Source organism: Anabaena sphaerica FACHB-251 (assembly GCF_014696825.1).
Classification (GTDB): Bacteria; Cyanobacteriota; Cyanobacteriia; order Cyanobacteriales; family Nostocaceae; genus RDYJ01.
In genome coordinates this window covers 166,912-188,018 of sequence record NZ_JACJQU010000008.1, presented here as the reverse complement: position 1 = coordinate 188,018, position 21,107 = coordinate 166,912, and the positions used below count along the sequence as shown (strand labels likewise).

Annotated in this window: 19 protein-coding genes; 11 read left to right on the top strand and 8 right to left on the bottom strand. The window is 37.9% G+C overall.

Annotated elements, in window-relative coordinates:
- Positions 1–349 precede the first annotated feature (349 nt).
- The 5 genes from H6G06_RS15545 to H6G06_RS15525 all read right to left on the bottom strand — a co-directional run bounded on the left by H6G06_RS15545 (position 350) and on the right by H6G06_RS15525 (position 5,952).
- The gene (locus H6G06_RS15545) at positions 350–1,555 is read right to left on the bottom strand and encodes an aspartate aminotransferase (RefSeq protein WP_190561653.1); all 1,206 of its coding nucleotides are present in this window, start codon (positions 1,553–1,555) and stop codon (positions 350–352) included.
- 152 nt (positions 1,556–1,707) lie between these two features.
- Positions 1,708–2,844: an iron-containing alcohol dehydrogenase family protein gene (locus tag H6G06_RS15540; protein ID WP_190561651.1), complete on the bottom strand. Its 1,137-nt coding sequence runs from the start codon at positions 2,842–2,844 to the stop codon at positions 1,708–1,710.
- A gap of 236 nt (positions 2,845–3,080) precedes the next feature.
- Positions 3,081–3,602 (bottom strand): Ycf51 family protein, encoded by a 522-nt coding sequence (locus tag H6G06_RS15535; RefSeq protein WP_190561649.1) that lies wholly within the window; start codon positions 3,600–3,602, stop codon positions 3,081–3,083.
- Positions 3,603–3,790: 188 nt separating this feature from the next.
- Complete coding sequence (locus H6G06_RS15530; RefSeq protein WP_190561647.1) at positions 3,791–5,125, bottom strand: O-antigen ligase family protein; 1,335 nt, start codon at positions 5,123–5,125, stop codon at positions 3,791–3,793.
- Positions 5,107–5,952, bottom strand: coding sequence for a YaaW family protein (locus tag H6G06_RS15525; RefSeq protein WP_190561645.1), 846 nt, complete (start codon positions 5,950–5,952; stop codon positions 5,107–5,109). The genes H6G06_RS15530 and H6G06_RS15525 overlap by 19 nt, the downstream gene beginning before the upstream one ends.
- Positions 5,953–6,054: 102 nt before the next feature.
- On the opposite strand from H6G06_RS15525, the gene H6G06_RS15520 reads away from it, so the two are divergent.
- From H6G06_RS15520 to H6G06_RS15510, 3 genes are all read left to right on the top strand, one after another.
- Positions 6,055–7,125, top strand: a complete 1,071-nt coding sequence (locus H6G06_RS15520; protein WP_190561693.1) for an FAD-dependent oxidoreductase — start codon at positions 6,055–6,057, stop codon at positions 7,123–7,125.
- Positions 7,126–7,792: 667 nt separating this feature from the next.
- Positions 7,793–8,170: a hypothetical protein gene (locus tag H6G06_RS15515; RefSeq protein ID WP_190561643.1), complete on the top strand. Its 378-nt coding sequence runs from the start codon at positions 7,793–7,795 to the stop codon at positions 8,168–8,170.
- Positions 8,171–8,625: 455 nt separating this feature from the next.
- The gene (locus H6G06_RS15510; protein ID WP_190561641.1) at positions 8,626–9,015 is read left to right on the top strand and encodes an STAS/SEC14 domain-containing protein; all 390 of its coding nucleotides are present in this window, start codon (positions 8,626–8,628) and stop codon (positions 9,013–9,015) included.
- A 227-nt stretch (positions 9,016–9,242) separates the two neighbouring features.
- On the opposite strand, the gene H6G06_RS15505 is transcribed toward H6G06_RS15510, so the two are convergent.
- Together H6G06_RS15505 and H6G06_RS15500 are read right to left on the bottom strand one after the other, a co-directional pair.
- The gene (locus H6G06_RS15505) at positions 9,243–10,196 is read right to left on the bottom strand and encodes a class I SAM-dependent methyltransferase (protein ID WP_190561639.1); all 954 of its coding nucleotides are present in this window, start codon (positions 10,194–10,196) and stop codon (positions 9,243–9,245) included.
- 117 nt (positions 10,197–10,313) lie between these two features.
- Positions 10,314–11,546: an NYN domain-containing protein gene (locus tag H6G06_RS15500; protein ID WP_190561637.1), complete on the bottom strand. Its 1,233-nt coding sequence runs from the start codon at positions 11,544–11,546 to the stop codon at positions 10,314–10,316.
- Positions 11,547–11,740: 194 nt separating this feature from the next.
- Between H6G06_RS15500 and acnB the strand changes: the two genes are divergently transcribed.
- The 8 genes from acnB (at position 11,741) to H6G06_RS15460 (ending at position 19,539) form a co-directional block, all read left to right on the top strand.
- Positions 11,741–14,371 (top strand): bifunctional aconitate hydratase 2/2-methylisocitrate dehydratase, encoded by a 2,631-nt coding sequence (acnB, locus tag H6G06_RS15495; RefSeq protein WP_190561635.1) that lies wholly within the window; start codon positions 11,741–11,743, stop codon positions 14,369–14,371.
- 59 nt (positions 14,372–14,430) lie between these two features.
- Entirely contained in the window at positions 14,431–14,679 is a 249-nt protein-coding gene (locus tag H6G06_RS15490) for a type II toxin-antitoxin system RelE/ParE family toxin (RefSeq protein WP_190561633.1), read from the top strand.
- A 14-nt stretch (positions 14,680–14,693) separates the two neighbouring features.
- Positions 14,694–14,891, top strand: a complete 198-nt coding sequence (locus H6G06_RS15485; RefSeq protein ID WP_190561631.1) for a type II toxin-antitoxin system Phd/YefM family antitoxin — start codon at positions 14,694–14,696, stop codon at positions 14,889–14,891.
- A gap of 205 nt (positions 14,892–15,096) precedes the next feature.
- Positions 15,097–16,449, top strand: a complete 1,353-nt coding sequence (locus tag H6G06_RS15480; RefSeq protein ID WP_190561629.1) for a hypothetical protein — start codon at positions 15,097–15,099, stop codon at positions 16,447–16,449.
- Between the two features lie 236 nt (positions 16,450–16,685).
- Positions 16,686–17,459 (top strand): SDR family oxidoreductase, encoded by a 774-nt coding sequence (locus tag H6G06_RS15475; protein ID WP_190561627.1) that lies wholly within the window; start codon positions 16,686–16,688, stop codon positions 17,457–17,459.
- A 29-nt stretch (positions 17,460–17,488) separates the two neighbouring features.
- A complete protein-coding gene (locus H6G06_RS15470; protein ID WP_190561625.1) occupies positions 17,489–18,205 on the top strand; it encodes an SDR family oxidoreductase in 717 nt (238 codons plus the stop codon).
- 248 nt (positions 18,206–18,453) lie between these two features.
- The gene (locus H6G06_RS15465; RefSeq protein ID WP_190561623.1) at positions 18,454–19,053 is read left to right on the top strand and encodes a tRNA isopentenyl-2-thiomethyl-A-37 hydroxylase MiaE; all 600 of its coding nucleotides are present in this window, start codon (positions 18,454–18,456) and stop codon (positions 19,051–19,053) included.
- 132 nt (positions 19,054–19,185) lie between these two features.
- Positions 19,186–19,539: a phage holin family protein gene (locus H6G06_RS15460; RefSeq protein WP_190561621.1), complete on the top strand. Its 354-nt coding sequence runs from the start codon at positions 19,186–19,188 to the stop codon at positions 19,537–19,539.
- A gap of 203 nt (positions 19,540–19,742) precedes the next feature.
- On the opposite strand, the gene H6G06_RS15455 is transcribed toward H6G06_RS15460, so the two are convergent.
- Complete coding sequence (locus tag H6G06_RS15455; protein WP_190561619.1) at positions 19,743–20,552, bottom strand: SDR family oxidoreductase; 810 nt, start codon at positions 20,550–20,552, stop codon at positions 19,743–19,745.
- Positions 20,553–21,107 lie beyond the last annotated feature (555 nt).

The window sequence follows — 21,107 nt, the reverse complement described above, 5'->3', positions numbered from 1 at the left end:
AAATAGCTTAATCCCAAACAATACCTAATTATGTAACAAACTGTATTAAATCTTCAAATTGCAGATAATTGTAATCTGATTTCCGCCAATCGTTTTGTGTAATTAGGTTTAATAGAAGATGAAGCTGTACCTTGGTTGACTTGGTGGGATAAAACGGGTAATGTATTGTAAAATCCTGTAAATCCTCAAATCCTGGATATCCTGATTCTGACAATAAAAATCCTAAAAATTACAAATTAAACCCACATCATGTCAATCTTTTAATCCTGGATATCCTGATTCAGACAATAATAAAAATTTGATTTGATTTGATGTTGGGTTGCGCTGCGCTTAACCCAACCTACTTTAATTAAACAGAAACTACAGCTTCAGGTTGATAGCGAATTCCTGCTTCTTTGAATCTTTGTAAAGCTTCACCCAAGCGATCGCAATCTGCTATTAAACTAAATCTCACATATCCTTCACCACCAGCACCAAAGGCATTACCAGGAGTGACAACTACACCTGTTTGTTGCAGTACATCCAAGGCGAAATCTGTCGAACCCATTCCCACTGGACATTTTACCCAAAGATACATTGTGGCTTCGGTTTTAGGAATATTCCAGCCTAATTTACCTAAACCATCAATCAGAAAATCTCGACGGGTACGGTAGCGTTGCTGGACTTCATGTAAATAAGTATCTGGCAATTCTAAAGCGGTTTCTGCTGCTGTTTGTAAAGCGGAGAAAATGCCATAATCCAAGTTAGTTTTTAATGTTCGTAAACCTTGGATCACATGACGATTTCCGACGACAAAACCAACACGCCAACCTGCCATATTATAGGTTTTAGATAAGGTGTGAAATTCTACGCCGATATCTTTTGCACCAGGGATTTCTAACAAGCTAGTCGGTTGATAACCATCAAAAGCTAACTCCGCATAACACAAGTCATGAACTAAAAGAATTTCATATTTACGGGCAAAAGCGACAATCTCTTCAAAAAATTCACGGGGTGCGGTAGCTGCGGTGGGGTTACTGGGATAATTGAAATAGAGGATTTTGGCTTTTCTGGCTACTTCATCGGGAATAGCAGCTAAATCAATTAACCAGTTGTTTTCTTCTTTAAGAATTAAACTGTGAATGACTCCACCAGCGATGATAGGACCACGAAAATGGACGGGATAGGATGGTGATGGTACTAAAACAAGATCACCAGGATTGATATAGGCGATCGCTAAATGTCCTAAACCTTCCTTAGAACCAAGCAGGGGTAAAGCCTCGCTATCAGGATCAAGGGTGACACCATAGCGGCGATTGTACCATTTAGTAATTGCCTTACGAAAATTAGCAGTACCTTCAAAGGGTGGATAACCGTGATTAGCGGGATTTTGTAAAGCGGCAATGGCAGCTTCTACCACCGGTTGAGGTGTGGGTCCATCGGGGTTTCCCATCCCTAAATCAATTAAATCTAGCCCTTGTTCCCTGGCCTTTGCCTTTAGTTCATCCAAACGGGCAAAAACATAAGGAGGCAATTTTTGTACACGTTCTGCGGGAGTAATCCAACTCAGACTCATTCTAAAACCTCGGAATAGGTGATTGGGGAGCAGGGGAGCAGGGGAGCAGGGGAGCAGGGGAGCAGGGGAGCAGGGGAGCAGGGGAGCAGGGGAGCAGGGGAGAAATATTATCTTTCTTTTGCTTTTGCCTTTTGCCTCTTCCCAATTACCAATTACCCATTTTTAACTTTTAATTGGTGTGGTGCGGTGGTAGAAACCATTGCGGCCATTAAATGTTCCAAGACTACGGGAAAAGGTAAACGGTGAATATCAGAATTAGGTGCTAGGGTAATTTCTGCGGCTGTTTGTAACTCAGCCAAAGTAAGATTACCTAAACCCAAATCTGCTAGTTTTTGGGGTAGTCCAATCTCTGCATAGAACTTTAATAATTGTTGTCTTGCTGCGTCTGCAAGTTGATTACCTTGGAGCATTTCTTCTAATCGCAGTTGTACTAAAATACCATAAGCGACTTTTTCGCCATGAATGCTGCCATGTCCAGAAATATGCGTTAAACCATTATGGACAGCATGGGCGGCCACAGTGCGACATTGTGCGCCACCTAACCCACCAATGACACCAGCTAGTAATACTGTGGCATCCACCACTTCTTGCCAAACTTCACTACCAGGAGATTGTAAAGCTGCGGCAGATTTTTGTAACAGGATATCTCGTAAAACTCGCGCTTGTTGGACTGCGGCAATAATTAACGTATCTTGCAAGTGTCCACTGCTAACGGATGCTTCATACCATTTAGCGATCGCATCCCCAATACCTGCAACTAAAGTCCGTTGAGGTGCAGTTTTAATCAAATCATAGTCCAGAATCAGCAAATCAGGACAGTGAGACAACGCTACATCATACAAAAACGCCCCTGACTCAGAATAGACATTTGATAAAGCAGTCCACGCCGCACAGGTAGCCGCAGAGGTAGGAATTGTTACAACTGGTAATTGTAATTGATGGCCGACTAACTTAGCTGTATCCAGTGCCTTACCACCACCCACACCAATGATTACATCTGCCTTATGTTCCTTGGCTGCTTTGCGTAACGCTTTCAGACTAGCTTCACAGCAATCTGCACCATAGGAAGCTGTGACAGTATCTAACTGTTCCGCTTGGAAAATCGGTTGTAAAGTTTCTTGGCTAATACTGAGAGTGCGGTTTCCTGCCACAATTAAAGGACGAGTTCCCAACCGGGCAATTTCGACCGCTGCGGAACCCAACACACCAGCACCCCGGACGAGTTGAGCCGGGGCAACTGTCAGTGTCAATAATGAACTCGCGGTTTGAGTAGAAGATTGATTAGGCATAATAACTAGTATGTCAAAACTTGATATTTCTTCATAAAATTAGACTAATGATTCAGGGTTCTTGTTGCCACATCGATATCAACCTATTGCCCATGGTGAAAATTTTGAAGTTTTAATATCTTAATCTAAAAATAATCTTTCTTGTATTGTAAGTAACTAAAAAATTATGTCGTTTGGGGAATGGAGAAAGAGGTAATAGATTCTTCTCCCCATTTCCCCACACTCCCAAATCTCTTTTAAGCGGTAGGTTGTGGCAATTGAGCGAATTTGTCGAGGTAAAGTTTTACTGCCATTTGGGTGTCTTCACGAGTTGCCAAAGTTCTTTTCACCTCACCCAAGTAAACTGGTGCAGAAATTCCTGGTTCTGGGTGGATAATGGTACGGGCGCGAATTGTCAGTTGGTTGTTTCCCCTACTTCCTAAGCGACCATAAGAGTAGAGATTACTAGCAGCTTGGCGCAAAGTTGCTTCTAATTCTGTAGGGGTAATCTTGGGGCTAGTGGCAATTACCGCGAGGTTAGAACCGTTGTCATAAACTAAAGTGTACTTCACTGCACCCGGAATCACAGTCCGACTTAGAGGTACTAAAGACAGGGAAAATAACCCAGCTGTCAGCACTAACATAAAGCCTGTAGTACCAACCAGCCGAAAACGGAAGCCCCATTTGAGAATGAAAGCCAAGATTGTCAGAACTGCAAATAAGATCGTAGCAATTCCTGACCATTGGGTGTATTGCAGAAAATCAGCGGTACTAGGCATAAGGTTTTAATTACGGACACACCTATTTTACAGATTGCTTGTACTTTAAGCATTCAGCTTACCCATAGCTGCTGGACATTTAACTTGCATAACTAGGGCGGACTGTCCAGCCCAACATCACTGGCTACAAGTCGGGAAACCCGCTACCCCACAGGATTTTGTGATATGCAAATCAAAAGTTTATGAGCTTATTGCCTTTTCAACAATGATTTATATTGATAAATTACGCCACATAAGGCAGCTAAATATACCCAAAACAGGGTACTTAATCGAATATCAAAGGTGGTAACATCGACGGTATTAAATAGTATCCAACCGATAAAAGCCAGTAGATAACTAAAAAAGATTAATCTGTTTTCTGGTTCTAGAGATTTTGATTGCCACAGCACTTGACTAGCAGTAATTATAATCCCAGCGAGTAAACCACAAAATAGCAAAGTGGTAACTAAACCAGTTTCCGCAGATAGCATTAAAAATAGGTTGTGGGGATGACCTAAGTCAGTTGCCATTTGGGCTTTGTAGAGTCCGCTAAAACTGCGTAAACCCCAACCAGTAAAAGGATGCTGTTGAGTTAAATTCCAGGCAAATTCCCACTGGGTTTTTCGCATCAAGGCTACTGGTCTATCGGGATACATATCATCATTTAACCGCGCCCAGATAAAATAGGGAACGAAGCGACGGAAAAATTGAGCGATCGCTGATGGTGCAAAAGCTGCTAATAGAATGCTAGTGGCAATACTCAGAAAACCAGCGACAATCAGCCGCCAACCTTGATAAAAAGCATAAGCTAAACAGGTGACAATAGCTATTACCCACCCATTACGGGAGTTGGTTAAAATCAAAGCTATAAAATTAGCAAATACCGCTATTGTTAAGAAGATGATGGGGCGGTAAGAGAGTGGTGAGGATGAATTTTTGACTGTGAGTTTTTGTTTGAGTTTTTGATAGTTTTCTAACCACAACCCTAAACCCAAAATAAAAATTGTCACCAAATAAGCGGCTAAGGTGTTGGCGTGCATTAACACAGAAGCCATGCGTCCTGCTGGTTCTCCTCCAGGGGCAACTGTCCAATCTAAGAGAATCCACAAAAATTGTAGCTTGAGAGTCCAGCCTAGAAATAATTGCCCAAAACCAATGATGACGACAGGTAAAGAACCAAATACCATAATCCAAGCAATTTGCCGTAATTGGGCGGGTGTTTGAATTAGGGACGTTAATCCGGCAAATACGAAAAAATAAGGTAGTAAGTTGAATAAACCCAGGAAAGCCTCTAGTTTATGAGAGGCAAACCCGGTAGTTATCAACAATAAAAAACTTAAAATTGCAAATCCTTGGTGGAGGGGACGGCGGCTAATAGTACGGTATTTTTTTGCCCAAGTGATTAATGATGCCAAAGATATCGTTACAGCCCCCAAAAATGGACTGATGGGGAAGACCAGCAACCCAAATTGAAGACTGTTCCACGCAGGTTGCAAACTAGGTTCAGGATGATAAAAAGCTTTGTTCAAGCTGGCTCCCAACATTCTTCTGCACGGGTGAGACGAATTTGGGCTAAGGTGAAAATAGTGGGAATAATGCGACCGTAGTTAGTAGCGATCGCTCTCCAACCCAAATCCGCAAAAAACCAAGCCCACATCATTGGTCCAACAACAGCAAACACTGTTCGTACTGCACTATAACGGGCTGCATTCACAGTCATACCCCGTCGCGCCATCTGCACTGTGACATAGCTTTGAAATTGTTTGCTTGCCACTTGTGTGCCTGTAATTGCTGCTTCTTTGGCTACTTGATAGGTAGCTAAATGAATAGCAAATTGACGGGCAATTTGTTTAAGTACATAAGGCTGAACCACGGAAGTGACAGCTAAAGCACTACCACCTTTGAAAATTAATCCTAAAGGATCTTTTTGTAATGACAGGGGTAAAGGTTGTTGAATATCTGATGTTAACAAATGACTTTGTACCTTGGTCGTGATTTTTTGCTGTTCTTGTTTTGGCAGCTTTTTCCAGACCTTTCCTAAAAGATGCAAAAATACCTCTGCTTCTAAATCAACGGTTGCTAAATCGTCAGCATAAGGAATTTTTAGATACTTACATACTTGAATTAATGCTTGTCGGTAAGTTACTTGGTCAGTGCGTCCGCGTAATACCGTTATCCCATCAGCCGCTAAAAAGCGAAAGCGATCTTCTAGTGCATCTAGCCAAATTTGACGATCTTGGCTTTGTACTTCGATGGGTTCGGGTGTGTGAACATAATCTAGGGGATTAAATTTACGACTAAACAGAATTGCTGTTAAGTCCTGTAGTTCTTCTTCGGTTGCTAACTCTAATACCGCCCTTAGTTCATCCAATTTCCCAGCCTCCCTTCCGTGCAGCTTGTCTGTACCCTATTCTACTATTAGCTTTTAACAGTTATTGTCAAGGTTGAATTGCAAACTATGTCAAATTCTCATATTACTGATATTACTGTTATTGGTGCGGGTATATCTGGTTTAGTCTGCGCCCAGCGGTTACGTCAAGCTGGTTATGGGGTTTTGGTTGTGGAAAAATCCCGTGGTGTGGGGGGAAGAGTTGCTACACGGCGTGTCCAGGGAACTTGGGCGGATCATGGTGCTTGTTATTTGCAGCCCAAGGGTGAATTATTGAGTAAATTTGTGGATTTATGGCAAAATCGGCAAGTTATCAAAGTTTGGACAGATATAGTTTATGAATTCTCAGCCGGTGAGGGTATATCTAAACCAGCAAAACGGAGTCCGCGTTATATTGCACCAGAAGGAATGAGTGCGATCGCTAAATTTCTGACTCCAGGTTTAGAGATTTTATTAAATCAGCGCGTGATTAAAATTAATCCTACTCCAGAAAATACTTGGTGTCTTACCCTAGAAAGAAACGAACAATTAAACGCCAAAGCTATCGTAGTAGCCATTCCTGCACCCCAAGCAGGGGATTTATTAGCGCCTTTAGGTAAAAGTTTATTGGATGCTGTATTTTTGGATCAGTTGCATTCTGTCGAGTTTCACCCTTGTATTAGTGTCATGGCGGGATTTTCCCCCAACTCCCAACCTTTACCTGATTGGAAAGCTTTGATTTTTAATGATCATGCAGATTTAGCATGGATTGGATTCGATAGTAGTAAGCGTACTCACTCAAAACAACCTCATTTTGTGTTACAAAGTAGTGCGGGTTTAGCTCAACAACATCTAGAAACCGAAGATTTACAATCGGTAGCCAATTATATGTTGCAAAAAGCAGCACAAAATTTAGCACTTCCCTGGTTTGAAAATCCTGACTGGATGCAAGTACATCGCTGGCGTTATGCCTTTCCTCGTACTCCTTTAGATATAGCTTGTTTATCTGCAAATACTTCCCTACCCTTGGTTTGTTGTGGTGATTGGTGTGGGGGAAATATGGTAGGAGGGGCAATGGTTTCGGGACTAGCTGCTGCTAATGAAATTGACAATCAACTGCGTCATCTGCTCCCAGAAAATGGAGATTTTTTAGATTTTTTGGAGAGGTCTGTCTAACAAACACTTTAACTCCCAGTATTCATAACTCAGAACAGACTAAGTAGGGGGGTAGGTGGGTGTTAAAAATTGCCGTTGTCACAAGGCAATAAGCAATAGGCAAGAGGTTTTGGGTTATTTTACTTAATAACTCAGCAGAGTTTCTATGTCCATGGGCAGGGTATATAAGAAGTAATAGACCTCTCCGGAAATATGCTAGAGACGTTCCGCCGGAACGTCTCTACAAGGGTTTCAAACCACGCACATTTAATTACCGGAGATGTCTAATGTAAATTATATTGTGAGTTTAACTTTACTATCACGTTAAGCATAATTAACATGATTTTTGGTAGCTAAAATTGATCCCTAATAGTTTATGCTGCGTTTTATGTATTTTTTTACCTAAATAGCGTAAATTTGAAATAATTGGACTTGTATAGCTATAACATCGGTAGTTAAGCAGTAGCTGGAGTCATATTTGAGAATTTATTCTTTAAATAGGTATAAATTACCATCAAGTATCATTGGCAATCAATCCTCTGATATTTTGCCAAAATCAAATATTGAATCAGGGGTGTCGGGTATGGTACGGGAACGGGTTATCACTGCTTATCATTACCAAATTGTTATTGAGATAAATTTTTTGTTGCACAAATCATGAATTAGATTAAAAAGGAGATCATAAATCATGAAAACCGTAGTTAAGTTAACACAGCAATCAGTCATCGGTGAAATTGAAAGTGTGTTGGATACATACCCATACCAACCTTATCAACAGGCTTTTGCAATTCCTGATTTACGTCAAGAGCTAATTTCTTTTGTGTTCAATCGTCTTCCTTGCTTTGATAGCAGGGTTTCTGACACTCAGATTTTGTTAACTGAACATCATAAAGATAGCTCTTTAAATCACAAGTTATCTCGTAATCCGTTAGAACAGCAATTATATCTACAAAATTTGATTCACCAAGGGATTTTTTCAATTATCCAAGCAAAAGCAGATTTGATTAGTAACCACCTTTGTGAAACAGTTCAACCAGGTTGTCAACCTTCTAACTGGTTTGGTTGATGCCTGTAAAGAGAATTTTTGGCTATATAGGACTGACGCAAGTGTCTCATCAAACATATCTTGTCGGGTGCGTCAGACTGCATAAATACTGTCAATAAAGAGATTTTTGACATCTGACACACCCTAATCATATGCCAGTTGCGTAATTCCTGTATAAGTTATGTCTGTGGGAGTGTCAAAGTTCATATCCACTACCTGCGGGTAAATATGCCAGATCCCCGACTTCTTAAAGAAGTCGGGGATCTAACTCTAACTCTTGAGCATTTTAAAGTATCTGAGCAAACTTTAATATTTGTTATAAAAACTTAACTTTAATTAACATTTTTTGTCTGTGGATATGCCTTTTGATTGGTTTTAATTTAAAGGATGACTTGCACATATTCTTGTTCCCATATATACTTATTGTCATCAGCCTATTGGTAGATTTTAAAAAATTAGCTGGTGAGACTTTAACAATGTCAACAGTCAAACTTGAACTTCAATTATCTTCAGAAGAATTGCTCAAGGCTGTTGAGCAGTTAAACCAGCCTGATTTAGAAAAATTTGTATCTCAAGTGATTATTTTGCATACCCAAAGAAAATCTGCTAAATTGCTAAAAGATGAAGCAGAATCCTTACTAAAAAATAATCAGGATGTTTCTTGTGATGCTCATAGTTATTACAATCAATTATTAGCTAAAGCAGACGAAGAAAATCTGACATATCAGGAGTATAGAGAGTTATTACGTCTGAGTGAACAGATAGATAAACTGCAAGCACATCGCTTTGAATATTTAGCAGATTTGGCTAACTTGCATGGGGTTTCTTTGATGGAATTAATGAAAAGCTTGGGTTTTCAGATGTAAGCTAAAAATTGAATATTTATTAAGCTAGTAGGGTGCGGTAATGAAATGTAATGAACTACGTTATATTTAAAGTTAATTGATGTTTAATTGTCTGATAGCGTGGCGTAGCCATATCAGGATTTACCGTATTTAAGGATTTACAGGATGGGGTTAGAACGCTAAGTTTTTTAAAATCAGTTAAGCTAAAAGTAGGGATAAATAAAAATTTTTCCCCACTAACTAAACTTTTACAAAGTCGGTTTTTTAGCGACTATAGCACGGTGTCGTGGGTCAGTAGAAACGGTCGTTAGTACCTCAAAACCTACAGTATGTAAAGTCCCTTCTATATCAAACATATAGTATTCATCAGACCAAGGTTCTGTACTTTTCATCAGTGTAAATAGTACAGGAGGTAAATTTTGAATTACAGGTGATTTAGGGTTATTATCTACAATAGCAAAACAACCACCAGTACGGAGTAAGCGTAATGCTTCTTGGAAAATAGCTTTACTCGCAAAACCAGGAAGTTCATGAGTGACAAACTGAAGAGTTATTAAGTCAAAAGACTCATTAGGTAATCCTGTATTTTCTGCTTGAACGTGTAACCATTGGGATATTTCATTATCAATATCTAATTGTTTAGCAACACTCAACATATAGGGAGATAAATCTAAACCCACTGTGTTAACTGGATGATTTTGTTTTTGTTGATAATAGCGGTGTATTGCTAAAGTTGAAATACCAACTGAACAGCCAATGTCTAGAATATCTTGCACATCTTGAGTGACGTAATTGCCTAAAACTTCGTGAAAACTTGACCTTAATCTGTGGTGTGCAGTTTGCCAGGTGATTTTCTCTTTTGCCCATACCCGTAGTCCCATAGAATAGGTAGCACTGGGGGCTTCAAAAGCTGCTTTCCAGCAAAGATTACCTTCACTATAGGCATGAAAAGGAACTTTGTAGTAATCTGGATAAACTACATTGGGATTAACAAGTTCTGTCAGCTTTTCTTTTATTCCTGATGCTTCTAGGTTCTCGTAATTTTTACGCCAAGGAACACCGTTTTTTTCGGCTGTTTTAATTATTACTTGTCTAGCTTGTTGTTTCATCAAACTGTAGATAGGTTTGGTATTAATCAGTAGATTGACAAACTGAGAAAGTAAACCTTGTCCGGCCCAGTCTGGTTTGATTTTTGTATTCATTGGTAAAGTAAGTGTAGAGGCAATTTTGTTATTTATATTGTAGCTAATTTGGGTATTGTCTGAATCAGGATGTCCAGGATGTAGTTATTGTTGGTAATGAGATTTTGAGTGATTAAGTTACTTCTGATCTAATTTACATTGGGAGATAAACTCTTGAATTTTAATCTTATTTTTAAATAAATTACTCATCATTAAAGATATACATAAATCAGTGATAAATTTGGTATTTTTATTTTTACATTGATAATAAATGTGTGATAAAATAATTTTGTCAATTTTTATAAGTATCTCTTCTTGAGAATAAGTTGTTGCTAAGGATAAATTAGCTGTATCATTTACATCTTCATTTTTAAAAATATAACCAGATTTATAAAGAAGAAAAGAAGCTGCTCTAATTTCTCCACGACTATAAAGATTATCAAATGTATCAAATAAAAATTCCAGTTGTTCTGATATGCTAAATTTATCTTTAAACTTTTGATTGAGTTTGACAAAAGCTTCACATAGTAATTTTTTCTTGCATAATCGTAATCCAATTTTCTTTAATAATCGTTTATATAAATCCGGTGTAGGTTGTAGTTGTATATTTTGGTTTTGATTGTTTTGATCTTCAGATGAAATTTTTATTTCATCATTATTATCTTCTGCTGATTTAGCAAACCAAGTTGTTTTTTGTTTATCTAATCTTAAACTAACAATATCAGGAACACTTTTTAAGAATGATAAAAATTTTGAATAACCAAAATTTCTTTCATCAAATGAAGGATCAAGTTCTAAAATTGCTGTTTTAAGCACAGATACAGCAATTTCATCAGTATTTCTATTTAAAATCTTTTCTAATAGTTCTAAAGAAGATTCTTGCAGTTCTTTATTGTTTATAGAAAATGTAGTTATGTCAATGTCTGCAACATTTGTATCTGTATAAATAAAGCGGTTACACGATTTTTTGACAACTTCGCTTAATTTAGATTTTGGACCAATTCCAACAACAGATTTTCCTAACTCTTTTAATCTTCTAAATAATGGAGAAAAATCAGCATCACCTGTAGCTAATACAAACCATTGAAGATCAGGAACTCTTGTTAAATATTCCATTACATCAACTACAATTTGTATATCAGCAGAATTTTTCCCTTTAACTGGATGATAAACATGAACAAACTCAAATCCTAATAAATTCAATTCAGACTGTCTTTTACTAACAGATGCTAAACTAAAATCACCATAAGCACGACGAACTACAACACTACCTAATTCACTAGCTCTATCAAGTAGCGTTTCTCCTCCATCTAATTTAAGCCAACCAGCGAGATTTTCAATATCTAAAAAAATGCCCACCTTATCTATCATATATTAATGATTTTTTAAAACCAAAAATGTATTATGTAACCATAATAACCTATATCAAACCTTCCACTCAATACCATAATCTGTAAATTAATAAATTGTTATTTCTAACAAATTCCGTCCATTCGTAACTCCTGTAACAATTCCTTTACAATAAAATAAAGAAAACAAGACATTAGAGGAGAATAGCCGAAACCATGCTACAAGAATATCGTCAACACACCCAAGAACGCGCACAACTAGGTATTCCCCCCTTACCTTTAGACGCACAACAAACATCAGCATTATGTGAATTACTGAAAAATCCACCTAAAGGTGAAGAAGAGGTATTATTAAATTTATTACGCGATCGCATTCCTCCTGGAGTAGACCAAGCAGCTTATGTGAAAGCTGGGTTTCTTACTGCTATTGCTAAAAGAGAAGTTACCAGTCCCTTAATTTCATCTATAGAAGCCGTGGAATTGCTGGGAACAATGGTAGGTGGTTACAATGTGCAGTCTTTAATTAATTTGCTGCAAGTTGCTACCGTTTCCATGTCTACATCTTCCGAAACACCTCTGGTCATGGGAGGGGAAGGAAAAGAACCTATAGCCGCATACGCCGCCGCCGCTTTGAGTAAAATTTTGTTGGTGTATGATGCTTTCCATGATGTTTTGGAATTATCAAAAACCAACCCCTACGCTAAAAGAGTGGTAGACTCTTGGGCAGAAGCAGAATGGTTTACCTCTCGTCCCACTTTACCCGAAGGTATCACCGTTACGGTTTTTAAAGTTCCAGGAGAAACCAACACCGACGACTTATCACCCGCAACCCACGCCACAACTAGACCTGATATTCCCCTTCACGCTTTAGCAATGTTAGAAACCCGTCAACCGGGAAGTTTAGAAACCATTGCAGAGTTGAAGAAAAAAGGACATCCTGTTGCTTATGTCGGTGATGTTGTCGGAACCGGTTCCTCTCGTAAGTCTGCAATCAATTCTGTATTATGGCATTTGGGAAATGATATACCCTTTGTTCCCAACAAACGGGCTGGGGGTTATATATTAGGAAGTGCGATCGCTCCTATCTTTTTTAACACAGCCGAAGATGCCGGTGCATTACCCATACAATGCGATGTCACCAAAATGGAAACCGGTGACGTTATCACCATCTATCCCTACAAAGGCGAAATTACCAACGCAGCAGGGGAAGTTATTTCTACCTTCAGCCTCAAACCTGACACCATTTTAGACGAAGTTCGCGCTGGTGGACGCATCCCCCTATTAATTGGACGTACCCTAACCGACAAAACCCGTCAAGCATTAGGTTTAGCACCCAGCGATTTATTTATCCGTCCCCAAGCCCCAGCCGACACCGGAAAAGGCTACACATTGGCGCAGAAAATGGTCGGGAAAGCCTGTGGTTTACCTGGGGTACGTCCGGGGACATCTTGCGAACCAATCATGACTACAGTGGGTTCTCAGGACACTACAGGACCCATGACTAGGGATGAGTTAAAAGAACTAGCTTGTTTAGGTTTCAGTGCAGACTTAGTAATGCAGAGTTTCTGTCACACCGCAGCTTATCCCAAACCGGTGGACATCAAAACCCATCAGGAATTACCAGACTTCATCTCATCTCGTGGTGGTGTGGCTTTGCGTCCTGGTGATGGTATCATCCACTCTTGGTTAAACCGGATGTTATTACCCGACACCGTGGGAACAGGTGGAGATTCACACACCCGCTTCCCATTAGGAATATCCTTTCCTGCGGGTTCTGGTTTAGTTGCGTTTGCTGGTGCTTTGGGTGTGATGCCTTTGGATATGCCAGAATCAGTTTTGGTAAGATTTAAAGGAGAATTGCAACCAGGAATTACATTGAGAGATATTGTTAATGCAATTCCTTATGTAGCAATGCAAAAAGGTTTGTTAACAGTAGAGAAACAGAACAAGAAAAACGTCTTCTCTGGCAAAATTTTGGAAATTGAAGGTTTACCAGATTTGAAAGTTGAACAAGCTTTTGAATTAACCGACGCTTCCGCAGAACGTTCTTGTGCAGGTTGTACAATTAAGTTGAGTGAAGAAACAATTGCCGAATATTTGCGTTCCAATATTGCCCTGTTAAAAAACATGGTAGCACGGGGTTATCATGATGAGCGAACCATTATGCGTCGTGTGGCGAAAATGGAAGAATGGTTAGCAAATCCTGTGTTAATGTCAGCCGATGCAGATGCGGAATATGCAGAAATAATTGAAATTGATTTAAGTGAAATCAAAGAACCAATTGTAGCTGCTCCTAATGATCCAGATAATGTTAAGTTATTATCGGAAGTTGCCAATGATCCTGTACAAGAAGTATTTGTTGGTTCTTGTATGACAAATATCGGACATTATCGGGCAACTGCGAAGGTTTTAGAAGGTGCAGGTGAGGTAAAAGCTAGATTGTGGATAGCGCCTCCAACTCGCATGGATGAACACCAATTAAAGGAAGAAGGTGTTTATAATGTTTTCGTCAATGCAAATGCGAGAACTGAGATTCCCGGATGCAGTTTATGTATGGGAAATCAGGCGCGAGTTGATGATAACACAACTGTGTTTTCTACCTCGACTCGTAACTTCAATAATCGCATGGGAAAAGGCGCTCAGGTGTATTTAGGTTCGGCGGAATTAGCAGCAGTTTGTGCGTTGTTGGGACGTATTCCTAATGTGCAGGAATATATGGATATTGTTGCGGAGAGAATTCATCCTTTTGCTGATAATTTGTATCGGTATTTGAACTTTGATCAAATTGTTGGTTTTGAGGATGAAGGTAGGGTAATTTCTAAGGAGGAACAGGCGGCTTTGGTGTAATTTTGGTTAGGGTGGGTCCGCATGGACTCACCTTAATGTTTTGAAAAAGGTTAAAATATGTGCAGTACCAAATAGAATTTAAACCCAAAGCGATTAAAGATTTACAGAAAATTCCTGTAAATGACAGAGAACGTATTATCAATAAAATTGAAGCAATGCAAGATGATTTCCAAGGAGATGTGAAACGCTTAACAAATTTTACTCCAGAATATCGTTTAAGAGTTGGTGATTATCGAGTTTTGTTTGAATTAGAAGAACAAACTATAATCGTGTATAGGGTTAAGCATCGTAGTAAAGCTTATGAGTAAGAGGAGGTTAAAGAATGATTGAATTACATCCTGAGTTTTTAATAAAAAATGGTGAAAAACAATTCGCTGTATTACCTTATGAGGAATTTTTGAAGATTAAGGAATTGTTAGAAGATTTGGAAGATTTAAGGGATTTGCGTGATGCTAAGGAAGAAGAAAAAGATTGTGTTTCAATGTCTTTAGAAGATGTGAAAAGTATGTTGTTAACGTGATCAAATTCTTGGTTTTGAGGATGAGGGTAGGGTAATTAGTAAGGAGAAGCAGCTTTGGTATAATTTTAGGTTAGGGTGGGTCTGGATGGACTCACCTTCTGTACCAGACTAAATAATTAAATAATAGTTAAACTTCAAGAAGTACAAAGCATTAACAGGTTAAGTTATATTTTATACTATATGTTTTGCTTTCTTTGTGTTGAATATGACTACAAAATCAGGGATTGATAATTCAGTATTTTCAGAAATTTTAGACCGGTGTAATAAAGCTAATCTTCAAACAGAGCAAATAAATCCAGCAACTATTAGTGATGGAATTATAGTCAAGCTAAAAGCCGGAAGAGACACTAAGAATCTTACTATAAAAGATGTAGATATAGCAAAATTACTGCTATCTATTCCTTTTGAAAATATTCATAGTATTAGCAAATACCAAGCTTTTTATTCACCAGAAGATAGTTATATTGAAGCATCAATTCGATTTGGTGGTGGAAATCTATTAGGTTCTTTGGCAACAAAAACATTTTATAACAGATTAAGAAGTGCATTGAAAATACCAACAGTAAGCCATGATGAAGATTCGGAGGAATTCGACCCAAAACACGAAATATCAGATGAATCAAGGATTAAAATTAAGTTTAGTGAAGATCAGACAGAAAATATAAAATTATCTATTGGGTCTAGTACAAATATATTTTCAGTTTTAGAAGCTATTCGATTACCAGAATCTTCATTATTAAAACGTATTAAATTACCTGAAGTATTAACTTTTCGGATAGATGGAGTGGATGTTTCACGTCATGACTATGCTCAGAATATTTTAGAAAAAGTTGCAAATGCTGTATTTTTTCAATTAGATATGTTAACTGGTATTTCGATGTACTTATCTATTGAAAAAGATACTCAAAATAAATATAGCCGATATAGAAAAAACTATCTTGTTTTTCATACATATGAATATGATACAGATGCTATGTCTTTGTATTGGTACGCAAGTACAGCAAAAGAAATGCCACTTTTACAATACTTAGGCTATTATCAAGTAATTGAGTTCTATTTTCCTAAATTTTCTGCACAAAAAGCATCAGAATTAATAAAGAGAACATTTAAAGATCCATCATTTCATCAAAATACTGATGGTAAAGTACATGGACTAATTGAAGAACTTAAGCCTCTACTCAAAGATAAAGATTATGAGATAAATGAGCAAGAAGCTTTAAAAGCGGCAATTGAACACAGTTTAAGTAATCAAGAATTAATAAATTTTTTTAAGGAATATCCAGAAAGGACAGACTTTTTTAAGACTAAATACAAAGAAATTACATCAGAAAAAATTTCGGTAGAGAGTCAAAATGCAGATATAATCAATGAAACTGCTAATAGGATTTATAAAATACGATGTAAAATCGTTCATACAAAATCATCGCAAAAAAGCAGTAAACCAGATATAATTTTACCATTTTCAAAAGAAGCTCAAAAGCTAGGATATGATATTGAATTGGTTCAATTTATAGCTAGAAAAGTTTTAATAGCTTGTAGCAAACCTTTGACACTTTAGAATAAATTTTAATTATCCCAACACATACTAACCTAACCCCCCAACCCCCTTCCCTACAAGGGAAGGGGGAGAAATCTTACTCCCCTCTCCGCGTCGGAGAGGGGTTGGGGGAGAGGTCAATATTGCTTGCTAGGTTATAAGAGAGTTAGCGGATATCACCGCATAAACTAGCTTAACTCCATTACTTTTACACCTTTACATGATATAAAAAAATATAACCCACAAAACTACTAAAAATGATTGCTCTCAACACCCAAACTATATTAATCACCGGTGCAAGTAGCGGAATTGGTGCAGCTTGCGCTAAAGCCTTTGCGCGTGAAAATGCCAAACTGATTTTAGCAGCACGACGCTTGGAAAAGTTGGAAGAAAAAGCATGGGAACTAAATAAATTATATGGTGTAGAAACTCATTTACTCCAGTTAGATGTGTGCGATCGCTCATCCGTCGAATCTGCTATAAATAATTTACCCCCCGAATGGTCAGAAATTGATATTTTAATCAACAACGCTGGTTTAAGTCGCGGTTTAGATAAACTGCATGAAGGTGACTTTCAAGACTGGGAAGAAATGATTGATACTAATATCAAAGGTTTACTCTACCTTACCCGCTACGTCGTCCCCGGTATGGTTGCGCGTGGTCATGGTCATGTAATTAACATCGGTTCCATTGCGGGACATCAAACTTACCCCGGTGGTAATGTTTATTGTGGCACAAAAGCCGCAGTCAAAGCCATTACTGAAGGCTTAAAACAAGATTTGTTAGGTACTCCTGTGCGTGTGACTTCCGTTGACCCCGGTATGGTGGAAACAGAATTTAGTGAAGTGCGCTTTCATGGGGATACAGAACGAGCTAAAAAAGTTTATGAAGGTGTTACTCCCCTTACTGCTGATGATGTGGCTGATGTAATATTTTTCTGTGCCACCAGACCTAATCACGTTAATATTAACGAAATCATACTTATGCCAGTTGACCAAGCTAGTGCAACTTTAGTAAATAGAAAGTTGTAAATCACCTCACTATTCAGGAAAAAATTAGCATGAACAGTACCAAAAAATTAGCTGTTGTCACTGGTGCAAATCGCGGTTTAGGATTTGAAGCATCTCGGCAATTAGCTAAAATAGGATATCATGTAATTCTCACCAGTCGAGATGAAGCAAAAGGTCAAAAGGCAACGCAAATCTTACAAAATGAAGGATTAAATATCACATTTTATCCGTTAGATGTCACCAGTGATGAAAGTTGCCAACAATTAGCAGATTTCATTCAAGAAGAATTTGGACAACTGGATGTTTTAATCAATAATGCAGGTATCGCGATAGATTCAAGAGATGAAGGAAATAGCATTTTTGATACTCCGATAGAAACATTACAAAAAACAATGGAAACTAATGTTTATGGTGTGTTTCGAGTCAGTAAGGCTTTAGTTACATTGATGAAAAAACAAAAATATGGACGAATTGTTAATGTTTCTTCTGGGATGGGACAATTAACACACATGGACGGTGGTTATCCTGGATATCGTCTTTCCAAAACTGCGTTAAATGCTCTCACGCGGATGTTGGCAAATGAATTGCAAATCAATAATATTTTAGTTAATTCCGTTTGTCCTGGATGGGTAAAAACTGATATGGGAGGTTCAGAAGCTCCCCGTACCCTAGAAGAAGGAGTTGATACTATTATTTGGTTAGCGACTCTTCCCGATGGAAGTGCTACGGGTAACTTTTTTAGAGATCGTCAACCAATAGCTTGGTAATTTAGTAATGGGTAATTGGTAAAGAAATTAATCTAAAATATAGAGTGGAAAATTACCTGATATCAATTTACATTGAGGTTGTATAGAGTCAAATATCAATAATAATTGAACGCAGATAAACGCAGATTAACACAGATAAAGACGGATAAATCAATTGATTTGATAATTTTGTACAGCCTCAGATAAAATTGGTATAATAGGTACTAATTTCTTACCAATTACCAATTACCAATTACCAATTACTAATTGTGCTAAGTTCACCTTTACCGACTATCAACGCTCTCAAACAACCTACCAGTGATGCTTGGATAGAACAAGCAATCGCAAATTTAGATATTATTTTACTTGACCATTCCCACTGTGAACGCAAAGCCGCAGGTGTAGCCTTAAATTTTATGTTTCGTTACCCTTCTAATACTAAAATGGTAAGGGAGTTAACAGCGATCGCTCGTGAGGAACTAGAACATTTTGAACTCGTTAACCAATGGTTAGAACGTCGTAATATTCCCCTCGCAGCACTATCAGCACCTCCTTACGGTTCAAGTTTAAAAGCACAAGTCAGAAAAAAAGAACCAGAGCAATTTCTAGATAATTTACTCGTAACTGGTTTAATTGAAGCCCGTAGTCACGAACGTTTAGGACTATTAGCAGCAAACTGTCCAGAACCAGAATTAGCTAAATTTTATCGTGGTTTAATGTCATCAGAAGCGCGACATTTTGGCACATATTGGGTTTTAGCAGATACCTATTTTGACCGAGCAAAGGTTATGCAGCGACTCGATGAATTAGCAATTGTGGAAAGTGAAATATTAGCAACTTTACACCCAGAACCGAGAATTCATAGTTAGTTCCATTTACTAATGCTGAGTGTGCTAAATTGTAAACAAATATTCTAACTCCTGATTCCTGAATCCTTACCTTAATATAGATGAAATTTTTCATCAGATAGTTGATCATGATAAAAAAACAGAGGCATTATTATGATAGGACTTATTCTTACCTGGCTAGTTACTGCTGTTAGCTTTTTGATTATTTCTAAACTGCCCTTTTTAGGCATCGAAATAGATGATTTTGGTAAAGCGGCAATTTCTGCCATAGTTTTTGGAATTTTGAATGCTATTTTGCTGCCAATTCTTACTTTCTTTACCTTACCATTCATTATTCTCACTATCGGCTTATTCTTTTTCATTCTGAATGCCATCATCTTTGCTATAGCAGCTGCAATAGTACCAGGGTTTAGGTTACGTTATGGCTTTTGGAGTGCTGTGCTAGGTTCAATTACTCTATCAATTATCAACTCAATTCTTTTAAGAATTGTAGCTACAATTGCATGAATAAAAAATAGTAACTTTCGTGAGTTTAATGTAGTTCATTCACCTGAAATTAGCCCAACTTGATATTATTTTTCGGCGTTGCTGAATTAGGGTATGAAATTTAAAAATCAATCAGTGATTTCAAACTCTTACTTCTTACTCTCTGTGACTGGAGCGCCTCTGCGTGAAACAAAATCATACTCTTAATCAGCAACGCCTATTTTTCAAGCTGACCATGCTTCCCGAAAATCTGCGTACAGCGTCAAACCACCATCTACAAACAGAGTTTGTCCAGTAATATATGCAGCTTCATCAGAAGCTAAAAAAGCTATTGCTGCCCCTATTTCCTCAGAAGTACCAGCACGACCCATAGGAATATGACTTTCAACAACAGCCTTCTTTTCTAAGTCCTCAGTCCAAGCTTCATTAATAGGTGTAATCGTCGCTCCCGGTGCTACAGCATTAACACGAATACCTCTATGGGCATATTCCAAAGCTAGAGTTTTAGTCATGTTTTCCATGCCACCTTTGCTGATGGAATAGCTGACATACATTGGTCGCGGAATAATTTCGTGAACACTAGAAATATTGATAATCACCCCGGAACGATTCTGATTTAGCAGATGTTTGATTGTTTCCCGCGCACATAAATAAGCACCCCGCAAATTTACCCCAATCACACGGTCAAAGTCTTCCGTTTTGACTTCGTGGGATGGAGATTCAATTTGAATACCGGCATTATTAATCAAAATATCAAGACTGCCAAATTTTTCAATCACAGTATTAACCATCTGGGTAATATCTTCTTCCTGAGAAACATCACCCTGGACTAGCAGCGATTTAACACCGCAATTTTCGATATCTGCACAAGCTTTTTGCAAAGCCATTTCTTCTGTATCTTCCGCACCGGCAGGACTTTTGCGGTAATTAATGGCAATGTTACAACCTTCTTGTGCTAGACGAACAGCAATCGCTTGTCCGATACCTGAACTTGCGCCGGTGATGAGGGTATTTTTGCCTTTTAATCCATTCATGATTGATGACTGTGATAATCTATATTTTTATTTTTTCAACCTTAAAAATCCAAAGAATTAAATTCTAAAAATTTAGTTTTTATTCCAATTTTATGTGAGGTTGTGCCAAATAAATTATGTAGAGAAGTTAGATAAATTCTCTACATCCAGGAATAAAGCGCATCTTCATTTCATAAATAAATAGTATAAGTTTTAGAAATCAAACCGATTTCCTTCATCTAGGTTACATATTTTTAGGATTAATATCTTCCATCCAAAGGCATATTAAATATATATGTCTATAGACTTATTCCAATTTTATGTGAGGCTGCACAGAATCCTGAAATTCATTAGACATCTGGTGGTAATTAAATGTGCGTGGTTTGAAACCCTTGTAGAGACGTTCCGGCGGAACGTCTCTACCATATTTCCGGAGAGGTCTATTGATTGATCCATTTTTATCTGTGTTTATCTGCGGTCAATTATTATTGAATTTTTTCTATGCAGCTTCATATTAATTTGGTATTAGAAAATTAATTGCAAACAGTAACTATACAACTATCAGATCCCCGCTTT